At 72.7% G+C, this 13557-nt stretch carries 8 protein-coding genes; 7 read left to right on the forward strand and 1 reads right to left on the reverse strand.

What is annotated here, in order from left to right; genetic code table 11:
• The first annotated feature begins 90 nt into the window (after positions 1–90).
• From N177_RS06505 to N177_RS06535, 7 genes are all read left to right on the forward strand, one after another.
• Complete coding sequence (locus tag N177_RS06505) at positions 91–2688, forward strand: PAS domain-containing sensor histidine kinase (RefSeq protein WP_023431477.1); 2598 nt, start codon at positions 91–93, stop codon at positions 2686–2688.
• Positions 2685–4232 carry a tRNA (adenosine(37)-N6)-threonylcarbamoyltransferase complex ATPase subunit type 1 TsaE gene (gene tsaE, locus N177_RS06510; RefSeq protein ID WP_023431478.1) on the forward strand — a complete coding sequence of 516 codons (1548 nt, stop codon included), beginning with the start codon at positions 2685–2687 and terminating at the stop codon, positions 4230–4232. The genes N177_RS06505 and tsaE overlap by 4 nt, the downstream gene beginning before the upstream one ends.
• A gap of 13 nt (positions 4233–4245) precedes the next feature.
• Positions 4246–4977, forward strand: a complete 732-nt coding sequence (locus tag N177_RS06515; protein ID WP_023431479.1) for a nucleotidyltransferase family protein — start codon at positions 4246–4248, stop codon at positions 4975–4977.
• A gap of 3 nt (positions 4978–4980) precedes the next feature.
• On the forward strand, positions 4981–8073 hold the full coding sequence (gene addB / locus N177_RS06520) for a double-strand break repair protein AddB (RefSeq protein WP_023431480.1): 3093 nt from the start codon (positions 4981–4983) through the stop codon (positions 8071–8073).
• On the forward strand, positions 8066–11524 hold the full coding sequence (gene addA / locus N177_RS06525; protein WP_023431481.1) for a double-strand break repair helicase AddA: 3459 nt from the start codon (positions 8066–8068) through the stop codon (positions 11522–11524). The genes addB and addA overlap by 8 nt, the downstream gene beginning before the upstream one ends.
• Before the next feature lie 84 nt (positions 11525–11608).
• On the forward strand, positions 11609–11932 hold the full coding sequence (trxA, locus tag N177_RS06530; protein ID WP_023431482.1) for a thioredoxin: 324 nt from the start codon (positions 11609–11611) through the stop codon (positions 11930–11932).
• 169 nt (positions 11933–12101) lie between these two features.
• Entirely contained in the window at positions 12102–13052 is a 951-nt protein-coding gene (locus tag N177_RS06535) for an aldo/keto reductase (protein WP_023431483.1), read from the forward strand.
• A 39-nt stretch (positions 13053–13091) separates the two neighbouring features.
• Here the strand turns inward: N177_RS06535 and N177_RS06540 are convergent, their stop codons facing one another.
• On the reverse strand, positions 13092–13532 hold the full coding sequence (locus tag N177_RS06540; RefSeq protein WP_023431484.1) for a MarR family winged helix-turn-helix transcriptional regulator: 441 nt from the start codon (positions 13530–13532) through the stop codon (positions 13092–13094).
• Positions 13533–13557 lie beyond the last annotated feature (25 nt).

Below are 13557 nucleotides of genomic sequence, written 5' to 3' on the forward strand. Positions count from 1 at the left end.
CCCCGAAGCGGGTAGATTGCCCATGATTCGAGGTTGAGGTCGGGCACAGGGCTCGCTCGGCGGCGAGGTGCCCGGCTGAAAGGGGAGCGGATGAGGATCGCGAAGCCACGACCATCGGCTTCCGGAGTGGCGGCGTCATGCGCCGCGCTGCTCGCATCCGCCACCCCAGCCTTCGCGCAAGACGGGCCCGAGCTGCGCCGCACGATCGTGGAGCCGGTGCGCGACATGTTCGCCGGCCGCGCGCAGGACGAGATGCTGACGCTCGCGCTGTTTCTCGGCACGCTGCTCTTCGCCGTGATGGCGGCCATCGCGCTCGTCCGCGCGAAGCGGGCGCTCGCCAAGGAGCGGGCAGCCCACGAGGAGGCGCTCGGCGAGACGAAGGCCCGGGCCGACCGGGCTGACGCGCTGCTCGAGGCCGAGAGCCAGGTGCTCGTCGTCTGGGATTCCACGAAATCGGAGCCGGAGATCCGCCTCACGCCCGACAGGATCGGCAACCTGCCGGCGATACGCAGCGAGGTCCTCGCCTTCGGCAAGTGGCTCATCCCGCAGGCGGCGGCGGAGGCGGAGCGCCTGGTCGGCCAGCTGCGGACGCGCGGCGAGGGCTTCAACGTCATGGCGCGCACGCGCGTCGGCGGCCATGTCGAGATCGACGGCCGCACGGTCGGCGGCCGCGCCGTGCTGCGGGTGCGCGACCTCGCCGGCGAGCGGGCGCAGCTCGCGGAGTTCCACGACCGCCACAAGAGCCTCGACCGCGAGGTGAAGGCCCTGCGCGAGGCGATAGAGGCGCTGCCCGTCGCGGTCTGGATGCGCGGGCGCGACCAGCACCTGCGCTTCGCCAACCGGGCCTGCCTCGCCGCCGCCGGCGCCAGCGACATGCGCGCGCTCGCCACCGGCGGGGTGTTCTCCGAAGCGCAGATGAGCGAGCTCGGCGCGGCGCGGCGCGAACGCGGCACCGGCAACGGCCGCATCGCCGTGAAGAAGGGCAACGAGCGCCGCATCTACGCGGTGCACGAGACGAATGCCGAGGAGGGCAGCGTCGGCTACGCGCTCGACGTCACCGAGCTCGAAACGGCGCGCCAGGAGCGCGAACGCCAGCAGCGGGCGCTGGCTGCGACGCTCGACAAGGTGGCGACGGCGGTGGCCGTGTTCGACGCCGACAAGCGCGTCGTCATCCACAACAAGGCGTTCCACGAGCTCTGGCCGGTCGACGAGGACTTCCTCGCCGAGCGGCCGAGCCTGGGCGAGCTGCTCGACCACCTGCGCGCCAATCGCCGCCTGCCCGAGCAGGCGAATTATCGCGAGTGGCAGCGCGCGATGGTGTCGGGCCGCGACGCGAAGGGCGAGGAGATCAGCGCGAAGCCCGTGCTCTGGCACCTGCCGGACGGCCAGGTCCTGCGGGTGGCGCGGAGCGCGAACGCCGACGGCGGCGTCACCTTCCTGTTCGAGGACCTGACGCGCACGCTCGATCTCGAGGCACGCTTCGTCGCCCTGACCCACGTCCAGCGCGAGACGCTCGAGAGCCTCGCCGAGGCGATCGCCGTCTTCGGCAGCGACGGCCGGCTGAAGCTGACGAACCCCGCCTTCGCGCGGATGTGGCGCCTCGACCCCAAGGCGCTCGAGGACGAGCCCCACATCGAGACGGTGATCTCCTGGGCGCGGGTACTCTACCCCTCGGACGAGGAGTGGCAGGAGCTGCGGGCGGCCGTGACGGGGCTTGCCGACCAGCGCCAGCCCGTGACCCGGCGGCTCGAGCGCGCCGACGGCTCGGTCGTGGACCTGCGCGCCGCGCCGCTGCCCGACGGCGCAACGCTCGCCGTCTTCACCGACATGACCGACACCGCGCGCGTCGAGCGGGTGCTGCGCGACCACAACGAGGCGCTGATCGCGGCGAGCCGGATCAAGAACGAGTTCGTCCACAAGGTGTCCTACGAGCTGCGCGCGCCGCTCACGAACATCATCGGCTTCACCCAGCTGATGAGCGACGACACGGCCGGGCCGCTCAACCCGCGCCAGCGCGAGTACGCCGACTACATCCTGTCCTCGTCGAGCGCGCTCCTCGCGATCATCAACGACATTCTCGACCTCGCGACGATCGACGCGGGCGTCCTCGAGCTCGAGCTCGGCGACGTCGACGCGAGGGTCGCGGCCGAGGCTGCGGCGGCCGGTCTCGCCGACCGCCTGAAGGAGGCCGGCATCCGGCTCGACTTCGACATGCCGGCCGACATCGGCACGTTCCGCGCCGACGAGAAGCGGGTGCGGCAGGTCCTGTTCAACCTCCTGTCGAACGCGATCGGCTTCAGCGAGCCGGGCCAGGCCGTCCGTCTCTCCTGCCGGCGCCAGGACGGCGAGATCGTCTTCACCATGACGGACGAGGGCCGGGGCATTCCCGAAGAGGTGCGCCGTCTCGTCTTCGAGCGCTTCGAGAGCCACGCGCTCGGCACCGGCCATCGCGGCGTGGGCCTCGGCCTGTCGCTCGTGAAGAGCCTCGTCGAGCTGCACGGCGGGCGCGTCGAGCTCAGGAGCGAGGAAGGGCGTGGCACGACCGTCTCCTGCCACTTCCCCTTGAGGGCGCCCCATCGCGCCGTCGGCAGCACAGGCAGCGTCACCCAGCTCGAGCCCCGGCGCGCCGCCGCGCTGCCGCCCGCGGAGCCCGCCCCCTCCGACAGCCGGACGGCCTCGACAGAATGACGACGGAGCCACCTGCCCGCCGCGCGCTTCGGCTCGCCGGCGAGGCCGCCACGATCCGCCTGGCCGAGGCGATCGCCTGCGTCGCGCTGCCGGGCGACCTCATCCTGCTGAAGGGCGATCTGGGGAGCGGCAAGAGCACCTTCGCGCGCGCCTTCCTGCGGGCGCTCGCGCGCGACGACGCGCTCGAGGTGCCGTCCCCGACCTTCACGCTGCTGCAGACCTACCCGCTCGACCCGCCGGCGGCGCATCTCGACCTCTACCGGATCTCCGATCCCCACGAGCTCGACGAGCTCGCGATCGACGAGCATCGCGACGGTGTCGTGCTCGTCGAATGGCCGGAGCGGGCCGAAGGGATGTTCGGGGACGACCGGCTGGAGATCTCGCTCGCGATCCCCGATGGCGACGCGGCGGCGCGTAGCGTCAGGATCGAGCCGGTCGGGGAAAGCTGGCGGCGCCGTTTCGACAGGCTCGACGCGATCGACCGGCTGCTCGCCAGGGAAAAGCTCGGCGACGCCCGCCGAAGGCCGCTCGCGGGGGATGCCTCGACCCGGCGCTACGAGCGGCTGAGCGCCGGCGGGCGCAGCCTCGTCCTCATGGACGCGCCGGCGCAGCCGGATCCGGGTCTTCCGGGCGCCGTCCCCTATAGCCGGCAGGTACATCTCGCCGAGGATGTCGGCGCCTTCGCCGCGATCGCCGGGGCGCTGACGACCCGCGGCTTCTCGGCGCCCGAGATCGTGGCGCACGACCTCGAAGCGGGGATCCTGGTCGTCGAGGATCTCGGGAACGAGGGGATCGTCGACGAGGCGCGCCGGCCGATGGCCGACCGCTATCTCGCAGCCGGGGAGCTCCTGGCGGAGCTTCACGCCCACGACTGGCCGCACCGGCTCGAGGGCACCGCCTCGCACACGCTGCACGATTTCGACCTCGACGCGATGGTGGCGGAGACCCGCCTGCTGACCCAGTGGTTCGCGCCGGCGGCGCTGGGGCACGACATGGAGGACGACGCCACCGCCGCATTCGAGGCGGCCTGGCGCGAGGTGCTCGCGCCCTATGCCGACGGGCGGCGCGAGACGAGCCTTCTCCTGCGCGACTACCACTCGCCGAACCTGATCTGGCTGCCCGAGCGCGCGGGCACGCGCCGAATCGGGCTGATCGACTTCCAGGACGCGATGATCGGGCCCTCGGCCTACGATCTCGCCTCGCTCGCCATGGACGCCCGCGTCGACGTCTCGCCGGACCTCTTCGAGGAGATCCTGCGGGCGTACCTCGCCGCCCGGGCCGAGCTGGGGCGGCCGGTCGCGGAGGAGACGCTGCGGCAGGACGTCATGGTGATGGCGGCGCAGCGCACGACGAAGGTGCTCGGCATCTTCGTGAGGCTCGCGCGGCGCGACGGCGAGCCGCGCTATCTCTCCCATCTGCCACGGCTCGAGGCCTATCTCGGACGTGCCCTCGCGGAACCGTTGTTGCGGCCGGTGAAGGAGTGGTACGAAGAGCACCTGCCCGCCAGCGTCCGCCGATCGGCAGGCACGACACGACCCGCCTGAAGCCGAGGAAGACATGAAGCCGGCCAACCGACCGCGCAACGCCATGGTGCTCGCCGCGGGGCTCGGCACGCGCATGCGCCCCCTGACCGAGAGCCGCCCGAAACCGCTCGTCGAGGTGCTCGGGAAGCCGCTGATCGACCACACGCTCGACCGGCTGGCCGAGGCCGGGATCGAGACGGCGGTCGTCAACGTGCACTATCTCGCCGACCAGCTGACGGAACACCTTCGGGCCCGCGCGCGGCCGCCGGAGGTCGTGATCTCCGACGAGCGCGACGAACTGCTGGAGACCGGCGGAGGCCTGAAGAAGGCGCTGCCGCTCCTCGGCCATGAGCCGTTCCTCCTCGCCAACACGGATTCGATCTGGATCGAGGGCACCACGCCCCTCCTCGCGCGGCTCGTCGACGGCTGGGACGAGGAGGCGATGGACGCGCTCCTCGTCGTCGCGCCGACCGTGCTCGCCTTCGGCTATTCCGGCACGGGCGACTTCCTGATGACGCCCGAGGGCAGGCTCCGGCGCCGGCCCGAGCGCACGCTCGCGCCGTTCGTCTACACCGGGCTCGGCATCATCTCGCCCCGCCTTCTCTCCGAGGCGCCGGACGGGGCCTTCTCGCTGAACCTCTCCTTCGACGCGGCGATCGAGCGCGAGCGCCTGTTCGGGCTGCGGATGGACGGGCCGTGGATGCATGTCGGCACGCCCGACGCCATCGCCGAGGCCGAGCGCGTCTTCGAGGAGAGCACGCTCTAGGGCATGACCGAGCGTCCCGCAGCCCCCCGCATCCGCAACGTCCCGCCGACGGCGCCCTTCCTGCCGACGCTGGCGGACGCGCTCATGGACGGGCGGCTCGTGCCGCCGCGCGGCGACGGGAGCCCGCACCGGCTCGAGGACCATCTCGTCCTGCTGCCGACAAGGCGCGCCTGCCGGGCGCTCGCCGAGGAGCTGCTCGACCGGGCCGAGGGACGGGCGACGCTTCTGCCGCGCATCCGCCCGATCGGCGATGTCGACGAGGTGGAGCTCGCGCTCGGCGGCGCGTTCGCCGATCCGGCGGAGCTCGAGATCCCGCCGGCGATCCCGCCCCTGACGCGCCAGATGCTGCTCACGCGGCTCGTCCTCGCCTGGGGCCGCTCGACGGCGCGCGAGCTGCAGGTGCCGGGGCGCGAGGAGCCGGTGGCGGTGCCGGTGGGCCCCGGCGACGCGGCCCATCTCGCCCGGGACCTCGGCACGCTGCTCGACGATTTCGCCGCCGAGGGCCAGGATCTCGGTGTGCTCGCGACGCTCGTCTCCGAGGACCACGCCGACTACTGGCGGATCACCCTCGAGTTCCTGAAGATCGCCACCGAGACCTGGCCGGCCGTGCTCGGGGAGCGCGGCATGGTCGATCCCGCCGCGAGGCGCGACGCGCTGCTTGCCGCGCAGGGGCAGCGCTTCCTTGCCGCTCCGCCGGCGACGCCGGTGATCGCCGCCGGCTCGACCGCGGCCCTGCGCTCGACGCAAGGCCTGCTCGGCACGATCGCGCGCCTGCCCTACGGCGCCGTCGTGCTGCCGGGGCTCGACCAGTTCATGGACGAGGAGGCGTGGAGCGCGATCGACGCCCCCGGGGAGCCGCTGCCCGGCCACCCGCAGTTCCGCCTGAAGCGCTTCGTCACCTCGCTCGGGCTCGAGCGCAAGGACGTGGAGCCCCTGGTGGCGACGCCGGCTCCGAGCCGCGAGCGGCTGATCGCCGAGGTCTTCCGCCCCGCCGGCACGACCGAGCGCTGGGCGATGCTGCGCGAGACGCTGACGCCGCTCGAGATGCAGGGCGCGCTCGAGGGGCTGACGCTCGTGACGGCGGAGAGCGAGCGCGACGAGGCGCTGTCCGTCGCGCTGATCCTGCGCGAGGCGCTGGAGACGCCGGGACGCACGGCCGCGCTCGTGACGCCCGACAGGAGCCTCGCGCGGCGCGTCTGCGCCGAGCTCGTGCGCTGGGAGGTCGAGGTCGACGATTCGGCCGGCGTTCCCTTGGGCGACACCCCGCCGGGCACGCTCCTGCGGCTGATCGCCGACGCGGCCGCGAACGCGTTCTCGCCGGGCACGCTCGTGCCGCTCCTGCAGCATCCGCTCGTGCGGCTGGGCCTCGAGGAGGCGGAGATCCGTCGCCGGGCGCGCGCGCTCGAGCTCGCCGTGCTGCGCGGGCCGAGGCCCGGGCCCGGCCTCGCGGGGCTCGAGGCGGCGGCGGCGGAGCGGCGGCACGAGGCGGAGGCGCGGAAGGCCCTGTCCGACGGGGCGCTCGAGCGCTGGCAGGCGGTCGAGGCGCTGATCGGGGCACTGAAGGACGCCGTGCGGCCGATCGAGGCGCTCGAGCGGGGCACGCAGGGGCTCGCCGCGATCGCCGAGGCGCATCTTAAGGCCTATGCCGCGCTGAGCGCGCTGCCGGAGGGCGAGGAGCCCAGGCCGCACGAGGCCGACGCGACGATGGCGCAGTTCGTGGCGGAGCTCATGGAGGCGGCCCCCGAGGGGCCCGACGTCACGCTGCGGGAATATCCGAACGTCCTCTCGGCCATGCTGTCCGGCCGCAGCGTGCGGCCGCTCAGGCCCGGCCATCCGCGGCTGCAGATCCTCGGGCCGATCGAGGCGCGCCTCCTGAGCGCCGATCTCGTCGTGCTCGGCGGCCTCAACGAGGGCACGTGGCCGGAAGCCGCGCGCACCGCCCCCTTCCTCAACCGGCCGATGCGGGCGGGCGCGGGCCTCGAGGCGCCGGAGCGCTTCGTCGGCCTCGCGGCCCACGACGTGGCGCAGCTGATGAGCCTTCCGCACGTCGTCGCGACCCGCACGACGAAGGCCGGCGGCCAGCCGACCGTCGCCTCGCGGTGGCTGCAGCGGCTGAAGGCGGTGATCGGCGCCGAGACCTACGAGGGCCTCGAGGCCGGCGGGCGCCGCTACACCGACTGGGCGCACGGCATCGACCTCGCCCCGACATTCGAGCCCTTCCCCGAGCCGCGGCCCACGCCACCGCGCGACCTGCGGCCGGGCCGGCTGCGCGTCAGCGAGATCGAGACGCTGATCCGCGACCCTTACGCGATCTACGCGCGCCGCATCCTGCGGCTCGACCCGCTCGACCCGCTGGAACAGGAGCCCGACGCGGCGGCGCGGGGCTCGCTGATCCACGACGCGCTCGCATCCTACGTGCAGGCGGTCGATCGCGGCGAGAGGCCCGGGCGCGAGACGCTTCTCGCGATCGGCACCAGGCGCTTCGAGCCGCTCTCCGCCTTCCCCGAGATCACCGCCTATTGGTGGCCCCGCTTCGAGCGGCTGGCGGCCTGGTTCGCCGCGGTCGACGAGGAGATGCGGGCCGACGCCGTGGAGCGGCTGACGGAGACGGAGGGCCGCACCACGATCGCGATGCCGGAGCGGGAGATCGATCTCGTCGCCCGCGCCGACCGGATCGACCGGCTGAAGTCGAGGGGCTTGCGCATCATCGACTACAAGACCGGCAGTCCGCCGAGCGCCGCCCAGATGCAGTCGGGGCTCGCGCCGCAACTGCCGCTCGAGGGCGCCATCGCGCTCGCGGGCGGCTTCGGCGACGCGCTGAAGGCGCGGCCGATCGCGGCGCTCGAGCACATCCAGGCGACGGGGCGGACGCCGCCGGGCCTGCGCTGCGCGTTCGAATCGAAGGAGGCGACGACCGAGGAGGTGGTGCAGAAGGCTTGGGGCGGCCTTCTCGGCCTGCTCGAGAGCTTCGAGCGCGAGACGACGCCCTATCTCGTGAAGCCGCGGGCGAAGTTCGCGAGCCGCTGGACCGAATACGACCACCTCTCCCGCGTGGCGGAGTGGAGCGTGTCGGGCGAGGGCGACGGCAATGGCTGAGAAGCTGTCGATCCCCGACCACGTCAAGCATCGCCAGCGGCAGGCCTCCGGCCCGGACGCCTCGGCCTGGGTGCGCGCGAACGCGGGCGCCGGCAAGACGCACGTTCTGACGCAGCGCGTGCTGCGGCTGCTGCTCGCCGGCGCGGAGCCCTCGAAGATCGTCTGCATCACCTATACGAAGGCCGCGGCGGCCGAGATGTCGAACCGCGTCTTCGAGCGGCTGGCCGCCTGGGCGACGGCGGGTGACGAGGAGCTTTCGCGGAACCTTCAGGAGATCGAGGGGCGGCCGGTGAAGCCGCGCGAGCTGAAGCGGGCCCGCCAGCTCTTCGCGGCGGCCGTCGAGACGCCGGGGGGCCTGAAGGTCCAGACGATCCACGCCTTCTGCGAGCGCCTCTTGCAGCAGTTCCCCTTCGAGGCGAGCGTGCCGCCGGGCTTCGAGGTGCTGGACGAGCGGGCGCAGGCGGAGCTCCTGATCGAGGCGCGAACCGCGGTGTTCCGCGCGCTCGGCGACGACGGGCCGGTGCGGCGGGCGATCGCGAGGCTGAGCGCGCGCGCGGCCGACCAGACCTTCGAGGCCCTCCTGGCGGAAGCCGTGGCGCGGCGCTTCGAGCTGCGCGCCTGGCTGATCGAGGCGGGCGAGCGCGACGAGGATGCGACGAGCGATCTCGCCGCGGCGATGGCACGGCTCCGCCGGGAGCTCGGCCTCGGTCCCTGCGAGACCGAGGCGTCGATCCTCGCGGAGATCCTCGACCGCGCGGACCCCGCCCGCGCCGCATGGCAGGGCGTCGCCGACACGCTGATCGCGGCGGGCGGCAAGATGGCGCCGCTCGGCGTCCACCTTGCCAAGGCCTGCTGCGCGCCGGACGACGAGGCCTGTTTCGAGGCGTACCGCAACGTCTTCCTGACCGGCGGCGGCGAGCCCCGGAAGAACCCCATCACGAAGGCGTTCCGCAGCGAGCACCCCGAGCTCGCCGAGCGGCTGGAGGCCGAGATCGGCCGCGTCTGCCCACTCGTCGAACGCCTGTCGATCGCCCGGATGGCGGAGGACACGGAGGCGCTGTTCACGCTCGCCGACGCGGTGATCGCCCGCTACGAGGCGTTGAAGGCCGCCGGCGGCCGGATGGACTTCGACGACCTCGTCCGCCGCGCCGCCGACCTCGTGACGCGCGCCGACACGACCTGGGTGCTGTTCAAGCTCGACGGCGGCATCGACCATATCCTGGTCGACGAGGCGCAGGACACGAGCCCGATGCAGTGGCGCGTGATCGGGTCGCTGGCGGAGGAGTTCTTCGCCGACAAGGGTGCGCGCGAGGCTGGCCGCACGGTCTTCGCGGTCGGCGACGAGAAGCAGTCGATCTACTCCTTCCAAGGCGCCGACCCGACGGGCTTCAAGGCGATGGAGACGACGTTCAGCAAGCGGGCGGAAGGCGCGGGGCAGACTTGGCATCCGGTACGGCTCGATCTGTCCTTCCGATCGGCGCCGGCTGTGCTCGAAACCGTGGACCGGGTGTTCGGCCCTCCGAAGGGCGGCGGCGAGGGCCTGCGCTTCGGGGCGGAGCACCAGCCGCACGAGGCGATCCGCGCCAGCGCCCCGGGACTCGTCGAGATCTGGGAGCCGGTCCCGCCGCCTGCCGTGCCGGACCAGAGCCCGTGGGACGCGCCGCTCGACGCCGAACGCGCCGACAGCCCGGCCGCGACCCTCGCCGCGCGCATCGCCCGCACGATCCGCCGCTTCATCGACGAGAAGGAGCCGCTTGAGTCGACCGGGCGGCCGGTCCGCCCCTCCGACGTCATGATCCTCGTCTCGCGGCGCGACCCGTTCTCGGCGAACATGATCCGGGCGCTGAAGGCTCAGAACATCCCCGTCGCCGGTGCCGACCGGCTCGTGCTGACGAGCCACATCGCCGTCATGGACCTGATGGCGCTCGGCCGCTTCGTGTCGCTGCCGGAGGACGACCTGACCCTCGCCTGCCTCCTGAAGAGCCCGCTCCTCGGTCTCTCGGAGGAGGAGCTGATGGACCTCGCCGCCGGCCGCGGCGGCACGCTGTGGGGGGCGCTGCAGGCGCGATCGGCGGAGAGCCCGCGCCTCGCCTCGGTGCGGGCGAGGCTCGCGGAGTGGCGGGCGCGGGCGGGTTACGAGCGGCCGTTCGAGTTCTACGCCCGCATCCTCGGGCCCGACCGCGGCCGCGAGGCCTTCCACGGGCGGCTCGGCTCGGAGGCGTTCGAGGCGATCGACGAGTTCCTGTCGCTCGCGCTCGCCTACGAGCAGGGCCACACGCCGTCGCTGCCGGGCTTCCTGCGCTGGCTCGACCTCGCACCGGCCGAGATCAAGCGCGACCTCGACCAGGGGCGCGACGAGGTGCGGGTGATGACGGTGCACGGCGCGAAGGGCCTCGAGGCGCCGATCGTGTTCCTGCCGGACACCTGCACGCTGCCGCGCGAGCAGCGCGTCGGGCCGATCTTCCAGACACCGGAGGGCTGCCTCGTCTGGGCGCCGTCGAAGAAGGCGGACGCGCCGCTGACGGCGGTCCTGCGCGAGGCCGGGGTAGCCCGCCAGATGGAGGAGCACCGGCGCCTGCTCTACGTCGCGATGACCAGGGCGCGGGACCGCCTCTATGTGGCGGGCTATGTCGGCGCGAAAGGCCGCCCCGAGGCGTGCTGGCACGCGCTGGTCGATGCGGCGTTGCCCGAGGAGATCGCGCCGCAGGTCGAGACGCCCGAAGGGCCGGCCAGGCGCTACCGCAGTGGCGAGGCGAGGTCGGCGGAGGCGGGGAAGCCCGCACCGGCCCGCGCCGAAGCGCCCGGCTGGCTGCACAGGCCGGCGCCGGCCGAGAGCGCGGCGCGGACGGTTCAGCCGTCGCGGCTCGTGCCGCATCGCGGCTTCGCGGCCGACGCGGCCGCTGCGGAGGCCCGCGCGGCGGCGCTCCAGCGCGGCACGGCGCTGCACCGGCTGCTCGAGAGCCTGCCGGAGGCGCCGCCGGAGCATCGCCGGAGCCGCGGCGCACGGGCCCTGGGTCTTCTCCTGCCGGGCCTGCCGGAGGAGAGGCGTGACGCGCTCCTGGCCGAGGTCATGGCGATCCTCGACGATCCACGCTTCGCGGAAGCGTTCGGGCCGGACAGCCGCGCGGAGGTCTCCCTCGGCGGAGAGGTCGCGGGTGTGGGTGACCGGTTCAGCGCGCAGATCGACCGGATGGCCGTGACGGATGGCCGCGTCCTGATCGTCGACTACAAGTCGGACCGCGCCGTGCCCGCCTCGATCGGCGAGGCGCCGGCCGCCTATCTCGCCCAGCTCGCGGCCTATCGCCAACTCGCCCGGCAGATCTACCCGGAGAAAGTGGTCGAGGCCGCGATTCTCTGGACGGCCGCGCCGCGGCTCGATCCGGTGCCCACAGACCTGCTCGCCCCGCATGGCGGCCCTGCGTCGCTTGACGCGGCAGGGCCTCATCCATAGCTTCGCGGCCAATAGCCGAGCCTGGAACGGGCGACCGCGCGCGGCCGATTCCCGCTCCATCGCGACACGAGAGGATTGAAGACCATGGCCAACACGGCTGCCGTGACGGACGCGAATTTCGAGACCGACGTCCTGAACTCGAACGAGCCCGTGCTCGTCGACTTCTGGGCGGAGTGGTGCGGCCCCTGCAAGCAGATCGCCCCGGTCCTCGAGGAGATCGCCGGCGAGATGGGCGGCAAGGTGAAGATCGCCAAGATGAATGTCGACGAGAACCCGCAGGCGCCGGCGACCTACGGCGTGCGCGCGATCCCGACGATGATCCTGTTCAAGGGCGGACAGCCCGTCGGCACGCAGGTGGGCGTGCAGCCGAAGAGCCGGCTCGTCTCCTGGCTGAACGACTCGATCTGAAGCGGGCGCGAGCCCGACGGCACGCGACGCGAGGCCGGTCCCGTCACGGGGCCGGCCTTTCTTCTTTGGCGGCGCAGCGCCGACCTTTGCAGCTTTGGCGCCTTGCCGCGGCGGCACTGTCTCTGCGCCCTGTCGCCGTTTCCCACAGACCTGAAGGAGGAAGAACCCCATGCAGTCGCACCCCCTCGGCCGCTCCGACCTCTCGATCGCCCCGCTCGTCTTCGGCGGCAACGTGTTCGGCTGGACGGCCGACGAGAGGACGAGCCACGACCTGCTCGACCGCTTCGTCGACCGCGGCTTCAACGCCGTCGACACCGCCGACGTCTATTCGCGCTGGGTGGAGGGGCACGAGGGCGGCGAGTCCGAGACGGTCATCGGCAGCTGGCTGAAGGCCAACAAGGGCAAGCGCGAGAGGATCGTGCTCTTCACGAAGGTCGGCTCGGACATGGGACAGGGCCGCAAGGGCCTGTCGGGACAGCGGATCGCCGAGGCGGTCGACGCCTCGCTGACGCGGCTGAAGACCGACTTTATCGACCTCTATTTCTCGCACTTCCCCGACCCTTCGGTCGCGCATGACGAGACGCTTCGCGCCTACGAGAAGCTGATCAAGGCGGGAAAGGTGCGCGCGCTCGGCGCCTCGAACTACGACGCGGAGCTCCTATCCGGGGCGCTTTCGGCGAGCGCGGAACAGGACCTGCCGCGCTACGAGGTCATCCAGCCGGAGTACAACCTGCACAACCGGAAGGACCTCGAGGGGCCGCTGCTCGACCTCGCGCGCAAGGAGGAGATCGGCGTCGTCACCTATTTCAGCCTCGCCTCCGGCTTCCTCTCCGGCAAGTACCGCTCGAAGGAGGACCTTCAGGGGGCGAGCCGCGCGGGCATGGTGGAGAAGTATCTCGACGAGCGCGGCATGAGGATCCTCGACGCGCTCGACGAGGTGTCGAAGGCGCACGGCGCCGAGCCCGCCGAGGTCGCCATCGCCTGGATCATCGCGCGCGACGGCGTGACCGCCCCCATCGCGAGCGCGACGAGCCGCGACCAGCTCGAGAGCCTGTTCAAGGCGGCGGAGCTGCAACTGACGCCCGAGGACATGACGCGGCTGGACGAGGCGAGCGCCTGAGGCGGGCTCGGGGCCTCGGGACGCTGTCCCGCGGCCCGTTCACGATATCGCGAGCATCCCCGCCCGGAGCTCCGACACGTCGCCGAGCGCCGCGTCGATCTCGTCGTGCTCGCGCTGCCAGATCGGCAGGGCCCCGAGAAGCGCCGCCTCCCCCTCCGGCGTGAGGGCGACGCGGCGGCTCCGCCGGTCGGCCGGGTCGGGTGCGATCTCCACGAGGCCCCGGCGCTGGAGCGGCTTCAGGGCCGCCGTCAGCGTCGTGCGGTCCATCGCCAGGACCTCCGCGACCGCGCCCATCGTCGGCGGCTCCGGCCGGTTGAGCGACATCAGCAGCGAGAACTGGCCGTTCGTCAGGCCCACGGGCTTCAGCGCCTCGTCGAAGCGCCGCGCGAGCACCCGCGCGGCCCGCTGCGCATGCAGGCACAGGCACCGGTCGCGGACATGGATGGTGGTGGCGTAGGGGATCGCGGGAGGTTTTGACATGCCGATTATATGTTGATATCAACGC

The organism is Lutibaculum baratangense AMV1 (assembly GCF_000496075.1).
Classification (GTDB): domain Bacteria; phylum Pseudomonadota; class Alphaproteobacteria; order Rhizobiales; family Tepidamorphaceae; genus Lutibaculum; species Lutibaculum baratangense.